This is a genomic window from Myxococcus sp. RHSTA-1-4, from assembly GCF_020037125.1.
In the GTDB taxonomy this organism is placed as follows: Bacteria; Myxococcota; Myxococcia; order Myxococcales; family Myxococcaceae; genus Myxococcus.
Genome location: NZ_JAIQDG010000007.1, coordinates 142,215 through 163,758 on the forward strand (window position 1 = coordinate 142,215; position 21,544 = coordinate 163,758).

A 21,544-nucleotide genomic window follows, 5' to 3' on the forward strand; every position below is an offset into this window, starting at 1 on the left:
GGTGAGCCCGTGGACCTGAAGCGCAAGCTGGCACGGCTGACGAGTGTGGGCCCCGGGGGCAGGGCGCCGGCGAAGGCTCCCGTGCCGGCGGCCTCGGAGGAGGGCACCGGCGAGGCGACGCCGTCTCCGGCTCCTGCTCCGGTTCCGGAGGAGGCCCGTCAGACCTCGGCCACGGCTTCGGGAGCAGTCCCTCGCTCGCAGGACCCGCGCGTCGAGGCCCTCCGCCGGATGCTCGCGGACTGGTCGCAGCGCCAGGAGACGTCCTCCGCGCGTCGCGCCTCCACTCCCGCGCCGCCACCGCCGGGCCCACTCCCCGTGGAGCCCCGGGCAACGGCACACGGTACCGTCCACGTCTCCGAGCGCGTCCTGCCGCCAGACCACCGTCATGGCTCCGCGCCGCTGGCCGGGGCGCTGGACGTGGAGGGCCCGCTGGTGGCCAGCCTCGCGCTGCACGCGGACCTGGCGGGCGTGGACTTCCAGCGGATGCTCTTCCTGGACACGGAGACGACGGGACTCGCCGGTGGCACGGGCACGGTGCCCTTCCTCGTGGGCCTGGCCTGGTTCGAGGGGCGCTCGCTCCGCGTGCACCAGCTCTTCCTCCGCCGGCTGGGCGAGGAATCCCCCATGTTGCGGGTCCTCGCCGAGCGCATGGCCCGGTCCTCCTGCCTGGTGACGTTCAACGGGAAGAGCTTCGACTGGCCGCTGCTGCGCACGCGCTTCGTGCTCAACCGCGTGCCCACGCCCGCGGAGCTGCCGCACCTGGACCTGCTGCACTGCGCGCGCCGGGTCTTCAAGCACCGCGGCTCCGGCACGCGCCTGGTGCACATGGAGGAGCAGGTCCTGGGGCACCGGCGCGTCGGGGACGTGGATGGCGCGCTGATTCCGGAGCTGTACTTCCGCTTCCTGCGCGGAGGGGACGGCTCCGCGCTGACGCCGGTGCTGGAGCACAACGTCAACGACCTGCTCCTCCTCGCGGCGCTGCTGGGCGAGCTGGTGCGCCGCTTCCGGGCGGGAGGCGCGGGGGCCTCGGTGCCCGCGGGGGAGGACCCTCGGGACCTGCTGGGCTTCGCGGGCGTCGCGCTCCGGGCGAGGGACTATCCGCGGGCACAGGCGTTCGCCCGGGCCGCGGCGGCGGGGGACAACGGCGCGGTGGGCGTGGAAGCCCTGGCGCTGGCCTCCCGCCTCTCGCGCAAGGCCGGGGACCCCATCACCGCGGCCGGCCACCTGCACCGGGCCCTCGAGTCCGCGCGCGGCTTCCAGGCGGCGACGCTGCACCTGGAGCTGACCAAGCTCTACGAGCACGGCCTCAAGGACCTCCCGAGGGCGCTGCACCACGCGCGCCTCTCGGCGGCGGCCGAGCTTCCGGAAGACCACCGGCGCCGCGTCACCCGCCTGGAGGCCCGGCTCGCCCGGAGCTCCGGGGCGTACTCGCTGGACCTTGCCGCGCCGCCCCAGCGTGGCCCCGTGCCGGGCTGACCCGGTGGCATTCCCCCAGCGCCGGAATCTGACAGATGCCTGAAGTGGGACGCTCGCCCCATTGTCAGTCAGGCACATGATTGAGGCGTGTGCCGTCGCCGTGCGCTATGAGGGCCTCATGAAAATTACCAAGGACAGCGTCGTCTCCATCGATTTCCGGCTCCACCTCGGTGACGGAAAGGCGGTGGACGAGAGCGAGCCCGGTGAGCCGCTCGTCTACCTGCAAGGGTACGAGGAGCTCGTCCCCGGCCTGGAGAAGGCGCTGGAGGGGAAGTCGAAGGGCGACACCCTCCAGGTGGTTGTCACTCCCGACGAGGGCTACGGCGACTACGACCCGGACGGTCTCGAGGAGGTTCCCCGCTCCGAGTTCCCCGAGGGCCTGGAGCTGGTGCCCGGCGGCATCCTCAGCGCCACCGACCCGGATGGTGACGAGGTCGACTTCTTCATCAAGGAAGTGCGGGACGAGAGCGTGCTGGTGGACTTCAACCACCCGCTGGCCGGCAAGACGCTCCACTTCGACGTCACCGTGCGCGACGTGCGCGCCGCGACGGCCGAGGAGCTGGAGCACGGCCACGCCCACGGCCCCGGTGAGGAACACGACCACTGAAGTCACAGGCTCACGAGCCGGAAAGACGACGCCCGTGGCGCCCACTCCGAAGAGGGGGCCACGGGCGTTCTGTTTCAGCGAGGCTTCGCCGGCGCGCCGCTAGTCCACGCTCATCAGGTCCGACGAGAAGGAGAAGCCGGTGGCGATGTAGGGGAGCGCGCCCTCGCGGTTCGGGTGCTTGAGGTACCAGGCCGCGGTGGCGAAGAGCGTGGGGCGGTTGAACGTGGAGCGCTCACGCGTGTGGAAGGCGTAGGCGACCATGGGCCCGATGCGCAGGTGGCTGTTGTCCGCCCGGGTGGCGGGCGAGTCCGCGCCCTCCCCGGCATAACGAGGCCACACGGCGCTGAAGCGGGCCCCCAGCGTGAGCTGCGGAGAGGCCAGCATGAGCAGGTCGGTGTCGTTGGTGAAGATCCAGCCCTTGCCGGGGACGAGCGTGTCGAGCAGCGCGTCGTAGAAGGCCCCCTGGTTTCCTTCGCCATCGCGCAGGCGGATGTTCCAGTACTCGATGGACGCCTTGGTGCGCAGCACGAAGGAGCTCACCTTCGCCTGGAGCGTCGGCTCCAGCATGAAGTGGTGGCCCCCGGTGCTGTACGCGCTGTCCTCCGTCAGGCTGCGCGCGTCGTCCGAGAAGTCAGAGAGCGGACCCGGATAGGACTGGAGGAACCCGAACGCGCCGAAGTAGCGGCAGTACTCGTACGTGCCCTTCACGTTCAGCATGGCGATGGGCTGGAACTCCACCGCGGGGCCCACCTTCATGCCGGCCGGGTTGAGCTTCAGCACCGCCGCGCCGTTGATGAAGGTGTCGCGAAGCAGCGGGGACGTGCTGTCCGACAGGCGCTTCTGCAGGATGAGGCGGTTCTGCGACTCGATGCCGATGGGGTTGTAGCGGAGGAAGTTGATGTTGGCGAAGTAGAGGCGGAGGTTCGGAGGCGGGGGCGGTGTCAGCGGTGCCGGGGCCTCCGTGGGGACGGCGGCGGCCCGTGAGGCCTCGGAGCTGGCATCCGCTTCCTCCGCGAACGCCGGACCGGCGAACCCGAGACACAGCGACAGCAGGGACAGCTTCGAACGCATCCTCTTCATCAAGACACCTTTTCGGGGTGGGGTGTGGGGGGGAGCGGCACTGCGTCCTGCTCGCGGGAGTGGCTTCGGCTGACGAAGAAGCCGAAGGCCGCCGCGGTGAAGTACATGACGAGGCTGTAGATGGCGGGTGGGATGGCCATCGTCGGGTTCGCCAGCAGCGTGGGGCTGAGCGCGATGGCGATGGCGAGCATCCCGTTGTGGATGCCAATCTCCATGCCGATGGCCACCGCCTGGCGGCGGGGGAGGCGGATCAGCAGCGGCACGAAGTAGCCCACCAACATGCTGGCCACGTTGAAGGCGAGCGCGGCGGGCCCCACCTGCTGGAAGTAGCCCAGCGCGTTCGCTCGCTCCTGGTACACCGCGGCGCCGATGACGGCCGCGAGGAACACGGCGGACATGAGGCGGATGGGCCTGTCCAGCTTCAGCGCCACCGACGGGCGGCGCGAGCGGATCAGCATCCCCAGGCTCACCGGCCCGAGGACGATGGCGAAGACCTGGAGCACCTTGCCGAACTGCATCGGCACCGCGCGCCCCTCGCCCATGAAGTGCGTCATGGACAGGTTGATGATGAGGGGCAGGGTGAAGAGGGTGAGCGCGCTGTTCACCGCCGTCAGCGTGATGTTGAGCGCGACGTCACCGCGGGCCAGGTGGCTGAACAGGTTCGCCGTCGCTCCGCCCGGGGACGCGGACAGCAGCATCAGCCCCACGGCCAGCTCCGGCGGCAGTCCGAAGGCATGCGCGACGAGCGCGCACACCACCGGAAGCAGCAACATCTGGCACACCAGCCCGACGATGACCGCGCGCGGATAGAGGATGACGCGCTTGAAGTCCTCGACCGTCAATGACAGGCCGAGGCCCAGCATGATGATGCCCAGCGCAAGCGGCATCAGGACAGCAGTGAACACGTTCGCCTGCATTTGCCCCCCATCCAGTGTCCTGTGTTGAACGGGGAGCGTGACGCAGGTGGGCCTTCCGCATCAAGCCACCCCCGTCCTGACGGATGGCCTGGCGCGTTGCCTACCTGTGACGCCGGGCGTCAATGCCGCTGTGCGGCAGAGCGGAATGCCGTGCGGAGAGACGTGCTACGGGTTCGCGGAAATGCCGCCCCGGGCGCCGGTCTGGTCGAAGCGGCGGAAGAAGCTGCCCGCGTTCCAGCGCGGGCGCTCGGGAGTGTCCGCCACGGTGCGGGTGAGCTCGGAGAGCAGCTTCACGAACTTCGCCGCGCCCTCCCTGTCCATGGGCTGGGCCAGGTCGTCCGAGGGCGCGTGGTAGCGCTCGCGGTACCACGTCTTGAAGACAGTCTCTTCCGGGGAGCCCTTGTCGAAGCCGAACTTGAAGGACAGGGCCGGCACGCCCTTGAGGATGAAGGCGTACTGGTCACTGCGGATGAAGCGCATCTGGTTGGGCTCGGGGTCCTCCAGCGGCTTCACCTCGTGGGCCGCGGCCACCTGCCGGAGCGGCGCGGCGAGGCTGGACTCCTCCTGTCCGTGGGCCACCACGCGCGTGAAGGGGAAGAGGGGCAGGAACATGTCCAGGTTGAAGTTGGCCACCATGTCCTCGGTGGGCACGGGCGGACGGGCCGCGAGGTAGCGCGAGCCGAGCAGTCCCTTCTCCTCACCCGTCACCAGGGCGAAGAGCACGGAGCGCTTCGGCTTCGCGGCCTGGAGCGCGCGCGCCACCTCCAGCACCGCGGCCACGCCCGTCGCGTTGTCCATGGCGCCGTTGTAGATGCGGTCGCCCTTCACGGGCTCGCCCACGCCCACGTGGTCCAGGTGCGCGGAGAGGACCACGTACTCCTTCGCCAGCGCCGGGTCGCTCCCGGGCAGCAGGCCCACCACGTTGGCGGACTTCACCGGGGCGCTGACGAACTCCGCGCGGGCCTTGAGGCGCGCGGGCAGCTCGAACCGGGGCAGCGGCTGGTCCGCGTCCGCGAGCGCGAGGAGCGCCTTGAAGGTGTGCGGGCTTCCGGTGAAGAGCTGCTCCGTGCGCTCGGCGTTGAAGATGACGGCCAGCTTCATTCCCTGGTCTTCGTTGAGGGACATGTCGGCGAACTGCATCGCCGCCTTCTTGCGCGCGCCCGCGACGCGAGACCAGGGCACCTCCAGGTGCTTGGGGTTCTGGAGGGCGACGTAGCCGATGGCGCCCGCCCTCTTCAGCGCCTTCACGCGCTCGGCGGAGGAGGAGTGGTGGGCGCGCAGGGGTCCGGAGACGGTGGAGGGGCCGCCCATGAGGAAGACAGCGACCTTGCCCTGGAGGTCCACGCCCGCGAGGTCGTCATGTCCGGCGTCGGGGATGGAGAGGCCATGGCCCACGAACACCAGCGGCGCGTCCACGGTGCCGGACTCGCCCGCGCGCGGGGAGATGATGGCGTCCCGGCCCAGCACCAGCGGCACCTCCTTGCCGTCGCGGACGAGCGCCAGACGCGAGCGCTCCTCCACCAGCCTGCGTGCCACCAGCTCCAGCTCCTGGAGGTACGAGTCACCGGCGCCGGGCTTCACGCCCAGCGCGGCCAGTTGCTCGGAGACGTACGCGGCGGCCTTGCGGTAGCCCGCACTGCCGGTGTCACGGCCGTCCAGCTTGTCGCTGGCGAGGAACCGGACATGGCCCCACCAGCGCTCCGCTTCGGGGGAAGGCTCGGCGGCGTGGGCGGCCGGGGCGGAGAGGAGGGCCAGCACGGGCAGGAGCAGGGGACGGGGCATGATGTGGGCTCGCGTGGGTTCGGCCTGGAGCGGTGGCCGCGCGCCCCAACATAAAGACGGGCGGCTCATTCCGCTGCCGCTTCAAGACCCTTCTGGAGCCCGAGACAGCCGCACCGGGGTCGGATAGGAGAAGGGGGTATGAGTCGAGTCCTGGATGAGTTGCTGGAGCTCCTCAAGCTGGAGCCCATCGAGGAGAACCTCTTCCGTGGCCGGAGCCAGGACCTGGGCTTCCGCAGTCTCTTCGGGGGCCAGGTGCTGGGGCAGGCGCTGTCGGCGGCCAGCCAGACGGTGGCCGCGGATCGCCACGTCCACTCGCTGCACGGCTACTTCCTGCGCGCGGGCGACGCGAGCATGCCGGTGGTCTATACGGTGGACCGGGTGCGCGACGGCGGCAGCTTCACCACCCGCCGTGTCGTGGCCATCCAGAAGGGCCAGCCCATCTTCACGATGATTGCGTCCTTCCACGGTGACGAGCAGGGCTTCGCCCATCAGGCCACCATGCCCGACGTGCCGGGGCCGGAGGGGCTGCCCACGGAGATGGAGCTGCTGCGCCGCAACTCCGGCCACATCCCCGAGCGGCTTCGCGAGAAGTTCCTCCACGACAAGCCCATCGAGATCCGCCCGGTGGCGTACGTGGACCCCTTCAACCCCGTGAAGCGCGAGCCCATCAAGCACGTGTGGTTCCGCGCCGACGGCAACCTGCCGGACGACCCGCAGGTGCACCGGTACGTGCTGGCCTACGCGTCCGACTTCAACCTCATCGGCACCGCGCTGCTGCCCCACGCGATGAGCTTCTTCCAGCCGAACATCCAGGGCGCCAGCCTGGACCACGCCCTCTGGTTCCACGGCGACCTGAAGGTGAATGACTGGCTGCTGTACTCCATCGACAGCCCGTGGGCCGGCAACGCGCGCGGCCTCGCGCGGGGAAACATCTTCACCCGCGACGGACGGCTGGTGGCCTCGGTGGCCCAGGAGGGGCTGCTGCGCATCGTCCAGAAGGGCGAGCGCGGGAGCGGCGATGTCAGGTAGTTGAAAGTCGCGCTCGCCGAGCCTAGCCGTGATTCACGGCCTATCCGATACTTCGTGTCTACCTTGGTATTCGAATTTTGCTGTTCCAGGGGAGCGACACGATGGCGGAGCGCGAGTCGACGGTTCAGTTCGACAGAGAGCCGCTGCGGTTCCTCGATGAGGCGTTTCCCGCCGGTGGCGACGCCGTCTGGTTGCCGGGGCGGCAGCTCTGCCTTTCGGACCCGGCGGCCTCCAGGGCGGTCCTGACCAACGGCGAGGGCCTGTACGAGGACCACTCCGACTTCTTCCGCACCCGGCAGGGCACCTTCGGTCCGCGCCCGGTGCAGGTGAGGATTGGACGTGAGGCTCGGGCGCTGCTGCGCGCCCACATCGACGCGCACAGGGAAGAGCTGGCGGAGTCCGTGCGGCGGGCCCTGGTCCCGGGCAGCGAATGGCCGGACGCGGGCAACTGGTTCATGTACCGGCACCTTTCCAGGGTGCTGCTGGGGCCCGGGAGTCCGGTCCGGCTGCGGCGGACGGTGGAGGAGGTCGTCGAGCGCGCCGTCCTCGCCGGGGCGCGGCAGCGCTACTCCTTCCTGCGCCGCGCGGTGTTCCGGTTCCGCGTGGAGCGCGAGCTGGTGCGGGCGGTGGAGCATCGCCGGAAGCGGGGTGGGGCGGAGCCCGTCGACCTGCTCGACGTCGTGGTTGGCGCGGCGGGCCCCGAGGCACCCGCGGAGGAACTGGCGGAGGTGTTCCTCTCCTGCGTCTTCGCCATCGCGGGCTCGCTCGGCTTCGTCCTTGGCTGGTCGCTCTACCTGCTGGGCACGAACCCTCACACCGAGGCCGAGCCCGCCTGGGTGGTCCGCGAGGCGCTGCGCCTGTGGCCCGTGGCGTGGCTGCTGGGAGCCAGGCCCGCGAAGAATCACGAGGTCGCCGGCGTCACCGTCACGCCCCAGGACGAGGTGGTCGTCTGTCCCTACGCCGTCCAGCGTCACGCGAAGCACTGGGACGAGCCGGCCACCTTCCGCCCTGAGCGGTGGGCCTCACTGAAGAACCCCCAGGCCTTCATCCCGTTCGGATGGGGGCCCCACACGTGTCCCGCCGCCTTGCTCTCCATGGAGCTGGTCGAGGACGTCCTGCGTGTCATCACCGGTGACTACCGGTTGCTCGTGGTCCCCCATGGTACCCGGCCGCACGTTACCGCCGCGCTCGCTCCCCCTCGCTTCACGCTGAGGCTGGTCCCACGCCTGTCGTGACGTCGCTGCACGAGAAAGGAGGTGAACCACATGGCGAAGATCTTTCGTTCCGTGATGGCCGCGCTGTCCATCCGTCGCAAGGACCCGCTGTACCGCTGGTACCTGTACCACCACATCTAGGCAGTCCCCGGTGGGGGGCGGAGCTGCTCCGCTCCTCACCACACCCGTGAGAGGACGCATGGAAACGCCCCCCGACGAGCTGGAGTTCGTTCGCCTGATGCGGACCCGGAGCCACGCGGAAGGTGGCGTCTTCCGGACGCACACGGGCGACCTGGGTGTCTTCGAGCCCGAGGCGGCCCAGAAGATCAACGCGCTCAACTACGGCGACCTGACCCTGCCCGACAAGCTCGCCGACCTGCTGCGCGGCCGCACGAGTGACCCGGTCTCCTGGAGGGAGGTGCGCGCGGCGTGGCTTCCCCAGATGCGGCGTCTGTCGGACGCCGAGTCCGTCGCGAAGCTCGCCGCCCGCATGGGAGACCTGCTCGAGGCGCGGCTCGACCGCCCCCTGGACCTGGTCTGGATGGCGCAGGAGGTGTGTACCCAGGCGCTGATCCCCGTCGTGGTGGCGGGCCTCTCCGCCGCGGAGACCGCCCGCATCGTGCGCGACCAGCACCTCAAGCTCGCGAGGCTGCTGTCCATCGAGCCCCTGCGCGAGACGTTCTGGGAGGAGCTTCGCGCCATCTGGATCCAGGTCGGCGCGGGCTCGGCGGTCCGCCGCGAGCTGCGCGGCCGTGCGAAGGGCCGCAGGCCCCGCCAGGCCGACCTGACCGACCCCATCGTCGACCTGCTCCCTTCGCTCGGCCTGGACCGCGCCATCGACGCCGTCACGGCGGTCCTCACCGCCATCGCCGGACCGCCAGGGGCCGCGGCCGCCTGCATGTTGTATGAGCTGAGCCGCCGTCCGGACTGGGCAGAGCGGCTGACCACCGAGCTCGAGTCCATCCCGGTGGAGGAGCTGTATGGCGCGGCGACCCGCGTCGCCCCGGTGACCCACCGCTTCGTCAAGGAGACGCTGCGCATGTGGAGCCCGCCGCTGTTCCTGACGCGGTCGGCCCGCACCGACCTCCAGCTCGAACAGGCGAGCCTCAAGACGGGGGAGCGCTACTTCGTCAGTCCGTACCTCATCCACCACGACCCGAAGCACTGGAAGGACCCGGACACGTTCGACCCGGACCGCTGGCTGGCCACTGCACCCCACGGGCCCTGCTCCGGTGCCGCGTACGTCCCGTTCGGCTGGGCTCCGACGACGTGCATTGGCGCGGGCCTGGGCACCACGCAGCTCATCCTGCTGTGTCACTTCATGTGCACCCGCTATCGCATCCAGGTGCTGGAGCCCGAGGCGGTTCGCATGATGCTGGCCGCCGTGGCCCTGCCCGTGAACTTCCGCGGGACGCTCACCCGGCGCTGAGCGCGCGGTGGGGGCGAGGCCCACCTCCGCGCCTGGGGGCGACACTCCACACCAGAGTGTGGGGTCGAAGCCGCCCCTCTGGGTCTGTTTATACACGGCTGCTGCAACTCTCCGGGACTCCTGGGGTTTTCCGGACATGGCACCCCCATTGCTCAGTGCGTCGGTGGCTCAAACCCCCCGAGGCCCTGCGTGTCGAAAACAAAATCCTGGGAGCTGTCGCGCCGGAGCGTCCTGAGAGGTGCCGCCGGCGCGGTGCTCGCGCTGCCCTGGCTGGAGGCCATGGCCCCGTCCGTGGCCCGTGCGCAGTCCACCGGCACGAAGCCACCCCTGCGCTTCGTCGGCATCTTCCACTCCGCGGGCGTCATCCCGGACCAGTGGTTCCCCACCACGGAGGGCGCCAACTACGCGCTGCCCGCGAGCCTCTCCCCGCTGGAGCCGGTGAAGGGCGACGTCATCGTGCTGAGCGGACTGCGGCTCGGTTCGTGGGACTACTACGAGAGGACGCACGAAGGCGGCTTCTGGATGATGCTCACCGCGAGCGAGCGCATCGTCGCGGGCACCACCGACTCCATCGACCAGGTGATTGCCGGCGCCACCGCCTCGCAGGTGCGCGTGCCGTCGCTCACCCTCAGCGTGGAGAACAACGGCTACTACAACCCGGGCTACCGCGACGAGAACGGCGACGGGTTCATCGACCCGAAGACGTCCTCGTACGACGACACGCAGGACCACTGCACCGCCACCGAGCAGTGCATGGTGACCTTCGCAAAGGGCCAGCGCCTGCCCAACGTCTACAACCCGCGCGTCATCTTCGACCGGCTGTTCGGCTCCCTCACCAACACCGGCCCCACGGAGCAGGAGCGGCGCATCTGGGCCTACCGCCGCAGCGTGCTGGACCGGGTGACGGGCCAGGCGAAGGAGCTGCAAGGACGGCTCGGCCGCGCCGACCAGCTCCGGCTCGACGAGTACCTGTCCGGCATCCGCACCCTCGAGCAGGCCATCCAGCGCGCGGAGCAGGGCGCGCCGGCCCCCGTTTGCGGCACCGGAGCGCAGCCGGTGGGCATCCCCATGGACCGCACCGCGTACGCCGACCTGATGTGCGACCTCATCGTGAAGGCCTTCGAGTGTGACGCCACCCGCGTGGCCACGCTGATGCTCGGCATGTGCGTGAGCCCGATGACCTTCACCGTCAACGGCCGCACCGTCTCGCATCACGGAGACGCGTCGCACCACGGCAATGACCCGGTGAAGATGGCGGCCAAGGTGGAGATTGACAGGTGGCAGGTGGCCCGGCTCGCGCGCCTCGTGCAACGGCTGAAGGCGGTGCCCGAGGGGACGGGGACACTGCTCGACAACACCGCCGTCTTCTACTCGAGCGACATCTCGCACAGCGACTGGCACAACCACTACGACATGCCCGTCATCCTCGCCGGCGGCGCGGGTGGTGCCTTCCGTCCCGGACGGCACCTGCGCGCGAAGGACAAGCGGTGTGGGGACGTGCTGCTGTCCATCCTCCAGGCCTTCGGCATCCCGCGCGGCAACTTCGGTCCGCTCGCGCAGGGGCCGCTGTCCGGACTGGCGTGAGGAAGGGGAACCGCACCCATGACTCCCATGAACTCGCGCTCGCTCCTCTTCGGACTGCCGCTGCTGCTCCTCGCCTGCTCGGGGGAGAAGCCCAACGGCCCCCAGTCACCCCCGGATGGCCCGGGAACCTCGGCTCAGGCCTGCTCGGACGGGGCCCACGCCCTGCGCCGCCTCAACCGCGCCGAGTACGACAACACCGTGCGCGATCTGCTCGGTGAGACGAGCCGGCCCGCGGCCACCTTCCCGGCGGACCCCACGGGCACGGGCTTCGACAACGAGGCCCGCCTGCTCAGCGTGTCGCCCGCGCTGGTGGAAGCCTACGAGGCCACGGCCGGCCGCCTCATCGACCAGGCCTGGGCGCGGGACCTGGCCGCGTCCTCCTCCGGCGGTGCCGTGCGCGTCCAGGCGGAGGCGGCCAGCGCCACCACCGGCGCGAGCGCGGAGAACGGCACGGCCTGGAACCTGTGGTCCAACGGCGACCTGACCGCCACCTTCAACTTCGCGCAGGCCGGCGAGTACCGGCTGTCCGTGCGCGCCTGGGGCACGCAGGCGCCGCCGGACCCGGTGAAGATGGAGTGGCTGCTGGACGGCGCGGTGGTGGCCTCGTTCGACGTGCCCGCCACCAGCCCCACGCTGTACACGCGGCAGGTGACGGTGGGCGCGCCCGGCCAGAAGCGCTTCGCCGTGCGCTTCACCAACGACGTCTATGACCCCGACACGTCCACCGACCGCAACCTGCTGGTGGACTGGCTGGAGGTGGCCGCGCCCGCTCCCGCGCCCGGCCTGGACCAGGCGGCCCTGCGCGTCTGCGACCCGGCGGTGGTGGGGGAGGAGCCCTGCGCCCGGCAGATCGTGCAGCGGCTCGCCCGCCGCGCGTGGCGGCGCCCGCTGACGGACGCGGAAGTCACGGAGTTGATGGGCGTGTACTCGCTGGTGCGCTCCTCGGGGGACGGCTTCGAGCTGGCGGTGAAGTTCGCGCTCCGGGGCGTGCTGCTGTCGCCGCACTTCCTCTTCCAGGTGGTGGAGACGCCGGCGCCGGGCGAGGGCAAGACGGAGCTGACCGGCCTGGAGCTGGCCTCGCGCCTGTCCTACTTCCTCTGGAGCAGCCAGCCCGACGCGGAGCTGGCCGCGCTGGCGGAGCAGGGCCGGTTGAAGGAGCCGGAGGTGCTGGAGGCGCAGGTGCGCCGGATGCTGAAGGACGCGAAGTCCGAGGCGCTGGTGCAGAACTTCGCGGGCCAGTGGCTGGGGCTGCGGCAGGTGGACGGCATCACCCCCGACCCGAGCCTCTTCCCGGGCGTGGACACCTCGCTCAAGAAGGCCATGCGCGAGGAGGGTGAGAGCTTCTTCCGCGTCTTCCTGAAGGAGGACCGCAGCGCGCTGGACCTGCTCGACGCGGACTTCACCTTCGTGAACGACCGGCTCGCGGACTACTACGGTCTGCCTCGTCCGGGCTCGGCCACGCCCACGCGCGTGTCCACGGCCGGTGGCCAGCGTGGAGGGTTGCTCGCCCAGGCGGGAGTGCTCGCGCAGTCGTCGCTCGCCACCCGCACCTCGCCGGTGCGCCGGGGGAAGTGGGTGCTGGGACGGCTGCTGTGCCAGGAGCCGCCACCGCCGCCTCCCGGCGTGGAGGCCCTGCCCACGACGCTGCCTCCGGGCGCGACGCTGCGGCAGATCACCGAGGCCCACCGCTCCAATCCGTCCTGCGCGGGCTGCCACAACCTGCTGGACCCCATCGGCTTCGGGCTGGAGAACTTCGACGCGGCCGGCGCCTGGCGCGCGGTGGACAATGGCTCTCCGGTGGACGCGGCGGGCAACTTCCAGGGCCTGTCCTTCCAGGGGCCGCGCGAGCTGGCGGCCCTCCTCAAGCAGGACCCCGCCTTCTCGAAGTGCATCAGCCGGCAGGCGCTCGCCTACGGGCTCGGCCGCGAGCTGACGGACGCGGATGAAGCCGTGGTGCGGAGCGTGGATGCGCGCTTCGCGCAGGGGGGCTACAGGTTGCCGGAGTTGATGGTGGCCGTCGCGCTGAGCGACAGCTTCCGCCACCGCTGCCCCGTGCCCGCGGAGCAGTGAGGTTCCTCCCGCGCCGGTGCACATGCGGGTGTGCCGGCGCGGGGGCTCGTGATTAGCTCGGAGGCGGGCCGGTCCGAGACCCCGCATGCGCTACCGAGAGCTGAACCAACGCTTCCCCGAGGTGAACCTCCTCCTCCTGATGGGGGTGCTGGAGGTGGCGGGCTTCGCCGCGCTGCTGGCCTTCCAGCACCTCGGGACGGATGCGCGAGGACGCCTCAGCGGTGGGGGCTTCCTGGGCATCCTCCTGTTCCAGGCGGCGATGTGCGCGGTGACGATGGTCTGGGCGCGCGTGGCGGACGGGTGGACGCTCGAGCGGTTCCGGATGGCGCGTCCGGTGCTTCCTCCTCTGGTGCTGGGCATCCTGGCCGGGGCGTTCGTGTCGCTGGGGATGCTCGGGTACCACCTGCTGGTGCGGGGGAGGGGGCTTCAGTCGGCGCTGGATGGAGAGTCGCTGCCGGCGGTGCTCGTCTGGGCGTTGCCGGCGTGGTTGCTGCTCGCGCCGCTCTTGAGCCTCAAGGACGAGCTGTTGTTCCGGGGATACACCTTCGTGCGGCTGGGCCGGGCGCGCTCGGGGCTCTATGGGCTCGGCGTCTCGTCGCTCCTGTTCGCGGTCATCCACTCCCTCGAGCAGCCGCCGACCTTCTGGCAGTTCTGCGGGCTGTTCGCGACGGGGCTGTACGCGGCATGGCTGTTCCACAAGACGGGCTCGCTCTGGGCGCCCGTGGGGGCCCGGGCCCTGGTGGTGATGGGGGACATGCTCGTGTCCGGCAACCCCCGGCTCGGCGCGCTCTGGAAGTACGACGTGGCGCCCGAGGGCACCCTGATGGACGCCGCCGTCTACGTGCTGCTCCTCTGGCTGTCCGGGGTGCTCGTCAGCCTGACCTCGCGGAATGGAGAGGCCACTCCCGCGCGGCCGGAATCCCGCTAGGCTCCCGCGCGACTCGAGGGATGGAGGTCATGACCATGCGCGCGGTGGTGTTCCAGCACGAGGAGCACGAAGGGCCCGGCCTGCTGGGGCCGGTGCTGGAGGAGGCGGGCTTCTCGCTGGTGAACCGGTTCCGCTCGGTGCGCCGGGAGGACGTGGACGCGGACCTGGTGGTGGTGATGGGCGGCCCCATGGGCGTCTACGAGGCGGAGCAGCACCCCTTCCTCCACGACGAGCTGGCCCTGCTCACCGAGCGCCTCGCCAACGAGCGCCCCTGCCTCGGCATCTGCCTGGGTGCCCAGCTCCTCGCGTCCGCCGCCGGTGCGGAGGTCTTCCCCGGGAAGAATGGCTTCGAGGTGGGCGTCGCCCCAGTCCGCTGGACGCAGGACGGGCTGAAGGACCCGGTGATTGGCGGTGCCCGTCCCAAGAGCGTGGTGGCCCACTGGCACGGTGACACCTACAAGCCCGTCCCGGGCGCCACGCTGCTGGCCTCCACGGACCGCTACACCCAGCAGGCCTTCCGCCTGGGCAACTCCTACGCCTTCCAGTTCCACCTGGAGCTGACCGCCGCGGAGATGGGCCGGTGGCTGGACCTGGGCGCGGAGGGCCTCCAGCAGCGCGGCAAGGACGTCCAGGAGCTGAAGTCCCAGCTCCCCAAGCTCAAGGCCGCGGAGGCGGAGAACACCGAACTGCTCCACCGCCTCGCGCGCCACTTCGCCCAGGTGGCGGGCCGCCGCTGACGCTCACGTCTCCACGAAGTCCAGGTCCCTGCCGAACGTCTCGTCGATACCGCGCAGGGCCACGAAGGCCACGGCCAGCGCCAGCCCGCCCACGCACAGGGCGGCGCCGCGCAGGCCCAGCGAAGGCGTGGCGAGCTGGAGCCCCGACGTGAGCAGCACCGTGGAGCCGCGGATGAAGTTGGGCACCGTGGTGGCGGCCGTGGCGCGAAGGTTGGTGCCGAACTGCTCCGCGGCAATCGTCACCAGCACGGCCATGTACCCGGCGGAGAACCCCAGCACTCCACAGCACGCGTAGAAGGCCCACAGCGACGAGCTCCCCACCGTGAAGAGCGCCGCCGTACCCAGCGCCCCCAGCACCAGGAACAAGGCCACGCTCTTCTTCCGGCTCCGGGTGAACTGGCTGAACAGCCCGCTGCCCACGTCGCCCAGCACCGTCCCCACGTTGCCCACCAGCACCGCATGCGCCACCAGGGGCACCTCCTTCATCCCCAGGGCCTTCCCGAACTCCGGCGCGAAGGTGATGAGCACCCCGATGACGAACCAGATGGGCACGCCCACCAGGACCACGGACAGGTAGCGCCTCGCGGAGGGCCCCGGCTTCAGGAGCCGCAGGAAGTTGCCACGCGACACCACCTGCTCCTTCAGCGCGGTGAACAGGCGCGGCTCGTGGACGGTGACGCGCAGGCACAGCAGCGCGAACCCCATGCAGCCGCCAATCAGGTACGCCGTGCGCCAGTCCAGCCGGCTGCCCACCAGGGCGGCCGCGATGGCCCCCATCACCCCGTTGGTCGCCACCAGCGTCGTCCCGTACCCCCGGTGCTCCTTCGACATCAGCTCGCTCACCAGGGTGATGCCGGCGCCCAGCTCTCCGGCCAGGCCGATGCCCGCCAGCACGCGCAGCAGCGAGTACTGCTCCACCGTCTGCACGAAGGCGTTCGCGAGGTTGGCGGCCGAGTACAGGAAGATGGAGCCGAACAGCACGGACAGCCGCCCGCGCCTGTCCCCCAGCACGCCCCAGAGGATGCCGCCCGCCAGCATGCCCATCATCTGCATGTTGAGGAGCCGGACGCCCACGCTCATCCGCTCGGCCGCCGGCACGCCGATGGCCTCCAGGCTCGCCGCGCGGACGACGCTGAAGATGACCATGTCGTAGATGTCCACGAAGTAGCCGAGCGCGGACACCAGGATGGCCAGGCGAGCGGCCCGCTGGAGGTCGAGGGGGAGGGGGGAGGCGTTCATGTGGCCATCTCCGACCAGCGGCGGTCGTCTGGAACAGGTGGGGGAGGGCAAGCCCGCTCTCCCGGATTCCATCTTGGAACGCCGCCCGTGTAACAATCCATATCGTTCAGTTGGGGAATGTTTCTCGAGTCTCCGGCGCGTGGCGTCCGGGCAGCGGGGGTTGTGGATGTCGTGGCTCGGTCTGGCGGTGGTGGTGCTGGCGCAGCTTCCCGCGGATGGTGCCGCTCAGCTCCAGAAGGTGGACCGGATGATGCCGGCGCTGCGGCGCATGGCCACGGACCCGGAGGTCGTCGCGGCGGTGCGGGCCCAGAATGCCCGCCGGGTGCCTCTGGCCACCATCCAGGAGCAGGACGCCGCGTGGCAGGCCACCCCGCAGCTCACCGCCTTCAAGCAGCAGGTGCTCGGCAGCGCGTGCTCGCGTGTCCTGAACCGCCACCGCGCGAGGCTCGGCATCGCCGTGGCCGAGGCCTTCGCCATGGACGACCAGGGCGCGCTGGTGGGCGCCACCCGCCGCACGTCTGACTTCTGGCAGGGGGACGAGGCCAAGTTCCAGGTCCCCTACGCCAGGGGCGAGACGCTGCGCGAGAAGCCCTTCTTCGACGAATCCTCGCAGGCCTACGTCATCCAGCTCTCCCTCCCGGTTCGTGACGGCGACCGCACCATCGGCGCCCTCACCATCGGTCTCTCCCTGTTGGACCTCTGAGCCCCCCTTCATGCGATTCCTGGACGGTTTGAAACTGCGCGCCCGCCTCACGCTGGCGGTGTCCCTGCTGATCCTCTGCGCCCTGCTGCCGCTCAACCTCTTCATGAAGTACTCCACGACGGAGAACCTCGAGCAGCAGATCCACGCCACGCTGGAGGTGGAGGCCGAGGCGCTGAGGGACCTCATGGAGGCGGCGCTCGCCGAGCGCGAGGCCAACGTGCGGAGCTGGTCCGAGGACTCCATCCTCCGCGGCGCGCTTCTCTTCGACACCTTCGAGAAGAGCGACATGGTGCTCGCCTCGCTCCAGCGGCTGCACCCGTCCTTCATCGGGCTGGTGCTCTTCACCGAGGACGGCCGCGCGGTCTCCGCCAGCGAGCCCCTGCTGCGTGACGCGTTCGCCGGACGCCAGCAGGACGTGCTCGCCACCCCCTGGTTCCGCGCCGCGCTGGAGGGGCGGCTGGACACGAGCGCCCTCTCGCAAGAGGACCCCGTCTTCAAGCGCCGCGTGCTTCCGTTCGCCGTGCCGGTGGTCAGCCCCATCAGCGGCTCGCGCATCGGCGTGTTGCTGGCGGCCTATGACTGGGGGCAGGTGGGCAGCGTGGTGTCCGCCGCGCTGCAGCGCTTCCACGCCCGTGGCCTGAGGAGCTTCGGACTGGAGGTCCTCACCGCCGGCGGCGCCTCGCTGTACGACTCACGCCCCGCCGGCTCGCGGAGCGCCGGGCAGCTCGTCCAGGCCTCCGCCATCAACTCCGATGCGGTCCGTGACGTGGGCGACGGCTGGCGCTTCGTGGCCACCGTGGAGCCGGAAGAGGCCTACGCGCCGCTCGAGCGCGCCGAGACGGTGGTCCTGATCCTCACGGTGGTGTCCATCCTCTTGTCGGGCCTGGGCGCGTGGCTGCTGGCGCACGGGATGACGCGGCCCATCTCCACGCTGAGCGAGGTCGTGGGCCGCATCGTGCGCGAGGGCGACCTGACGCAGAAGGTGCAGGTGTCCACGCGGCGTGACGAGGTGGGTGAGCTGGCCAGCGCCTTCTCGCGGATGATGAGCCACCTGCGCGAGTCCACCGCCAGCCTGCAGCAGGGCACGCGGGTGCTGGGGCAGACGGTGGCGGACCTCACCAGCGCCGCCGCCCAGCAGGAGCGGAACCTGACGCAGCAGGCCGCCGCGCTCCAGGAGACGCAGGTGACGGCGCAGGAAATCAAGCAGACGTCGATGATGGCGGCGGACCGCTCCCAGGCCGTGCTCGGCGCCACCGAGCGCGCCCGCGCGGTGAGCGCCGCGGGCGAGGCCACCGTCGGCGCCAGCCTCCAGGGCTTCGAGCAACTGCGCGAGCAGGTGGGACGGGTGGCCGGCAGCATCGCCTCGCTCGCGGAGCGCACGCAGCAGATCGACGGCATCACCCAGACGGTGAAGGACCTGGCGGACCAGTCCAACATGCTGGCGCTCAACGCGGCCATCGAGTCCGTGCGCTCCGGCGACCACGGCAAGGGCTTTGGCGTGGTGGCGCGGGAGATTCGCAGCCTCGCGGACCAGTCCATCTCCTCCACCGGCCGCGTGCGGGAGATTCTCGAGGACATCCGCCGGGGCATCCAGGCCACCGTCGCGCTGTCGGAGGAAGGACAGCGGCGCACGGAGGCGGGCCTGTCCCAGGTGCGCGCCAGTGGCGACAGCCTGCGCGAGCTGACGGGCATCATCCAGGACAACGCGAACGCGGCGCAGCAGATCGCCGCCGCGGTGACGCAGCAGAACGCGGGCGTCGCGCAGATCTTCACCGCGGTGACGGACCTGTCCAGGATGATGGACGAGACGATGCAGGGCCTGAAGGGCACCCAGCGCACCACCGAGGCGCTGCGCGAGGTGGCGCAGCGCATGGAGGTGGTGGCGAGCGCCTACCGCGTCTGACGGGCCGGATGCTCAGGCCTGGGAGATGGCACCGGCGCGGACGGTGAAGTCCCGGCGGGTGAAGCGCGCGGCCAGCGCCTCGGGCCGCTCCGCGTAGCTCGTCCGCGCCTCGGCGCCGGGGATGAGGTGGTACGCGGCGCGCACCTCGTCCGCGTGGACCTCCACCACGGTGAAGCCGTGGGAGTCGGTGTCCGCGAAGACGATGCCGGGGTTGCCCTCGCGCAGCGTCGCGACCTGCTCGGTGACGACGTAGCGGTACACCGCCGTGCCGGGAGGGAAGCCCGCCTCCGTCACCTGCTCGCCCGCCTCCTCGCCGACGGACGAGGAGGAGATGGCGGGGGCGGTGAGCGCCGGCACGCCCGCCTCCACGGAGGCGAAGGACGCGTGGATGTCCCCGGACACGACGACGGTGCGGTCCGATGTCGCGGCGCGAAGCGCTCCCAGCAGCCGCTCCTTCTCCTGGGGGACGCCGTCCCACTGGTCCACGTCGAAGTAGTAGCGGTTGCGCACCGACTCGGGCGTGACGTCCTGCTTGTTGCTCAGGTCCCAGATCATGGAGGTGGCGGACACCGAGCTGACCAGCACCTTCCACGCCTGCGGGCCGGCCGCCGCGCCTTGCACGAAGGACCGCTGCTCCGTGCCCAGCACGTTCTGGGCCTCGCCCCCGGTGGAGGCGTCGCGCCACGCCGCGTATACGTCATACGTGTCCTTCACCACGACGTAGCGGGCCCCCAGCCGGGCGAAGAGCTCCGTCTTCCCCAGGTGCACGAAGCCGAGGCCCCGCGGCTTGCCGGCGGGGTCGATGGGGGCCCGGCCCGCCTGGGCGAGCACCGGGTTGACGTACGCCAGGGCCTGCGGGCCGCGCACGGCGGCGCCGGCGCGGGACGCTGCTTCCGCCTGGGACAGTCCCGCCGCCACCGCGAGCCGCACGTAGGCCAGCCGCAGGATGCTCCGCGCCTCGGTGTATTCCTGCGCGTCGATGTCCACGTACGCGAAGGTGTCCGCCGTGAAGGCCCCCGTCAGGCCGAGTGTCGCCAGCGCCGAGGCGTCCACCGCCACGGCGGCGGGCCAGGCATCCTCGGGGATGAGGTGGTCCGGACGCCGGGTGCGGTAGTCGGTGACGATGAGCCGCAGCGCGCTCCCGAAGTCGAAGGAGCGCCAGATGCGCGTGTCCGGGTAGCGGGGCGTCGCCTCCAGGTCCACCACGCCCTCGGGCGCTTCGTCGGGGGCCAGCGGCAGGTATTCGAAGAAGGCGAGCTCCGCGTTGCGCCGCCGCTCCTCCTGGAGCTCGTCCTGGCGTCCCTCCGTGTAGTTGGCGTGCGCGCTCCACGAGTCGTCGGAGAACTCGTGGTCGTCCCAGACGAGGATGAACGGGTAGCGCTCGTGTGCCCCCTGGAGGAACGGGTCCTCGCGGTACGTCCGGTAGAGGTCGCGGTAGTTGGACAGGGACGCGGCCGCGAGCACCGTGCCTCCAGAGGTGGACAGGCGCAGGGCGCCGTCCGGCTCGCTGAAGCGCACCTGGCGCGCGCCTTCGGGCGGGGCCGCCTCCGGGGTGGTCTCGTAGATGTAGTCTCCGAGGAAGACGACGAAGTCCAGGTCCTCGTCGAGCTGCAGCAGGCGCTGCCAGGAGTTGTAGTAGCGCCCGTTGTAGTTCTGGCAGTTGGCTACCATGAAGCGCACGGGCGTGTCCGCGCCGGCCTCCGGTGCGGTGCGGGTGCGCCCCAGGGGCGAGGCGACGCGCCGGCCGCTCTCCTCGTAGAGGAACCGGTAGAAGTAGGTCGTGCGCGGCGCGAGCCCCGTCACCTTCACCTTGAGGACGTGGTCGTGCGCGGAGGTGGTGGGCACGTCCTTCAGCTCCAGGACGCGCTTCGAGAAGCTCTCATCGAGTGCGACCTGGACGGTGAGGGACAGGTCCGCGCCGGGACGGCCGGAGTCCACCACGCGTGTCCAGAGCACCACGCTCTCCGGGCGCGGGTCTCCCGACGCGACGGACTGCGGGAAGAAGGCGCGGTCCTCGATGATGGGCAGCTCATCATCGTCGTCGGAGCAGCCGAAGGCCGTGCTCGCGGCCACGGCGGCGATGCACTTGAGCAGGGTCCGGCGGGTGAAGGCTCGCGACATGGGGCGCCTCCAGGGTGGGCCGGGAGGGAGGCTCCCGTAGCGCGCGAAGTTAGGGCGCGAGCGCTCGCGTTCCATCGGCCCCGGGGCTGTCCGTTCGTCCGCTCCCCGGCAGCGGACTCCTCCGGTGGGGCAGGGGAACACCGGCTCCCGTTCCCCTCCGCCACGAGACAGGAACGGGAGCCGGGCACGTCCCGGCTCAGCCGGGGGGACTCATTCGTGGCGCGGTAGGGATTCGCACGAGGCGGGGCTCCGCCTGGCGGTGCCTGGGCCATGGCGGTGCATCGGAGAAGGCGCGAACGGGGCGGTCCTCGATGAAGGCCCTCGTGTTGTACGGACCAGGATGGATGTCCCGCCACGTTCGCGGCCGCCCGGGAGCCAAGGCACTCGATCGAAGGCCAGGCGGCGCGACGGCCAGGTGACACGGCCAGGCGCTCGCATTGCCGGGGAGCGCATGGGGGCGGGGACTCGGCGTGCGTCGAGAGTGCGTCGCTTTCTCGGAGAACATGACCCGGCACCACTCCGTCGGAGACGGGCGCCTCTGGCGCTGCAGCACCGGTGGCCAACGCGGGGCCGCCAGTGCTCTTGGCCTCGACGTGCTCCGCTGAAAGGAGCGCTCCTCCCACGGCATGGTGTCTACCCCAGGGGGCTGACATGGCGGGGAGGCTGGAGCCCGCCACCGGCGAGGACCTGGCGGGTCACGCGGAACGGAGGCTCCATTCCACGCA

16 protein-coding genes are annotated in these 21,544 nt (G+C 70.8%); 11 read left to right on the forward strand and 5 right to left on the reverse strand.

Annotated features, from left to right (window positions below; genetic code table 11):
- Nucleotides 1–9: 9 nt before the first annotated feature.
- Both K8638_RS12685 and K8638_RS12690 read left to right on the forward strand, forming a co-directional pair.
- Nucleotides 10–1,476, forward strand: coding sequence for a ribonuclease H-like domain-containing protein (locus tag K8638_RS12685; RefSeq protein WP_223754749.1), 1,467 nt, complete (start codon nt 10–12; stop codon nt 1,474–1,476).
- Nucleotides 1,477–1,594: 118 nt separating this feature from the next.
- Nucleotides 1,595–2,083, forward strand: coding sequence for a peptidylprolyl isomerase (locus K8638_RS12690; protein ID WP_223754750.1), 489 nt, complete (start codon nt 1,595–1,597; stop codon nt 2,081–2,083).
- Nucleotides 2,084–2,182: 99 nt separating this feature from the next.
- On the opposite strand, the gene K8638_RS12695 is transcribed toward K8638_RS12690, so the two are convergent.
- The 3 genes from K8638_RS12695 to K8638_RS12705 all read right to left on the reverse strand — a co-directional run bounded on the left by K8638_RS12695 (nt 2,183) and on the right by K8638_RS12705 (nt 5,862).
- Nucleotides 2,183–3,163 carry a hypothetical protein gene (locus K8638_RS12695; protein WP_223754751.1) on the reverse strand — a complete coding sequence of 327 codons (981 nt, stop codon included), beginning with the start codon at nt 3,161–3,163 and terminating at the stop codon, nt 2,183–2,185.
- Complete coding sequence (locus K8638_RS12700) at nt 3,163–4,080, reverse strand: bile acid:sodium symporter family protein (RefSeq protein WP_223754752.1); 918 nt, start codon at nt 4,078–4,080, stop codon at nt 3,163–3,165. Before K8638_RS12700 ends, K8638_RS12695 begins: the two co-directional genes overlap by 1 nt.
- A gap of 165 nt (nt 4,081–4,245) precedes the next feature.
- Nucleotides 4,246–5,862: a M28 family metallopeptidase gene (locus K8638_RS12705; RefSeq protein ID WP_223754753.1), complete on the reverse strand. Its 1,617-nt coding sequence runs from the start codon at nt 5,860–5,862 to the stop codon at nt 4,246–4,248.
- Between the two features lie 138 nt (nt 5,863–6,000).
- Between K8638_RS12705 and tesB the strand changes: the two genes are divergently transcribed.
- From tesB to K8638_RS12740, 7 genes are all read left to right on the forward strand, one after another.
- Complete coding sequence (gene tesB / locus K8638_RS12710; protein WP_223754754.1) at nt 6,001–6,891, forward strand: acyl-CoA thioesterase II; 891 nt, start codon at nt 6,001–6,003, stop codon at nt 6,889–6,891.
- Nucleotides 6,892–6,992: 101 nt separating this feature from the next.
- Nucleotides 6,993–8,126: a cytochrome P450 gene (locus tag K8638_RS12715; protein WP_223754755.1), complete on the forward strand. Its 1,134-nt coding sequence runs from the start codon at nt 6,993–6,995 to the stop codon at nt 8,124–8,126.
- Between the two features lie 178 nt (nt 8,127–8,304).
- Nucleotides 8,305–9,534, forward strand: coding sequence for a cytochrome P450 (locus tag K8638_RS12720; RefSeq protein WP_223754756.1), 1,230 nt, complete (start codon nt 8,305–8,307; stop codon nt 9,532–9,534).
- Between the two features lie 189 nt (nt 9,535–9,723).
- On the forward strand, nt 9,724–11,118 hold the full coding sequence (locus K8638_RS12725; RefSeq protein ID WP_223754757.1) for a DUF1552 domain-containing protein: 1,395 nt from the start codon (nt 9,724–9,726) through the stop codon (nt 11,116–11,118).
- 18 nt (nt 11,119–11,136) lie between these two features.
- A complete protein-coding gene (locus K8638_RS12730) occupies nt 11,137–13,188 on the forward strand; it encodes a DUF1592 domain-containing protein (protein ID WP_305071158.1) in 2,052 nt (683 codons plus the stop codon).
- A gap of 85 nt (nt 13,189–13,273) precedes the next feature.
- Nucleotides 13,274–14,116: a CPBP family intramembrane glutamic endopeptidase gene (locus K8638_RS12735; protein WP_223754758.1), complete on the forward strand. Its 843-nt coding sequence runs from the start codon at nt 13,274–13,276 to the stop codon at nt 14,114–14,116.
- Nucleotides 14,117–14,151: 35 nt separating this feature from the next.
- Nucleotides 14,152–14,853, forward strand: coding sequence for a type 1 glutamine amidotransferase (locus K8638_RS12740; protein WP_223754863.1), 702 nt, complete (start codon nt 14,152–14,154; stop codon nt 14,851–14,853).
- A gap of 3 nt (nt 14,854–14,856) precedes the next feature.
- On the opposite strand, the gene K8638_RS12745 is transcribed toward K8638_RS12740, so the two are convergent.
- Nucleotides 14,857–16,092 carry an MFS transporter gene (locus tag K8638_RS12745; RefSeq protein ID WP_223754759.1) on the reverse strand — a complete coding sequence of 412 codons (1,236 nt, stop codon included), beginning with the start codon at nt 16,090–16,092 and terminating at the stop codon, nt 14,857–14,859.
- A 166-nt stretch (nt 16,093–16,258) separates the two neighbouring features.
- Here K8638_RS12745 and K8638_RS12750 point away from each other — a divergent pair, with 166 nt between their 5' ends.
- Both K8638_RS12750 and K8638_RS12755 read left to right on the forward strand, forming a co-directional pair.
- Nucleotides 16,259–16,795, forward strand: coding sequence for a PDC sensor domain-containing protein (locus tag K8638_RS12750; RefSeq protein ID WP_223754760.1), 537 nt, complete (start codon nt 16,259–16,261; stop codon nt 16,793–16,795).
- Nucleotides 16,796–16,805: 10 nt separating this feature from the next.
- Entirely contained in the window at nt 16,806–18,698 is a 1,893-nt protein-coding gene (locus K8638_RS12755) for a methyl-accepting chemotaxis protein (RefSeq protein WP_223754761.1), read from the forward strand.
- A gap of 12 nt (nt 18,699–18,710) precedes the next feature.
- On the opposite strand, the gene K8638_RS12760 is transcribed toward K8638_RS12755, so the two are convergent.
- Nucleotides 18,711–20,819: an alkaline phosphatase gene (locus K8638_RS12760; protein ID WP_223754762.1), complete on the reverse strand. Its 2,109-nt coding sequence runs from the start codon at nt 20,817–20,819 to the stop codon at nt 18,711–18,713.
- Between the last annotated feature and the right edge of the window lie 725 nt (nt 20,820–21,544).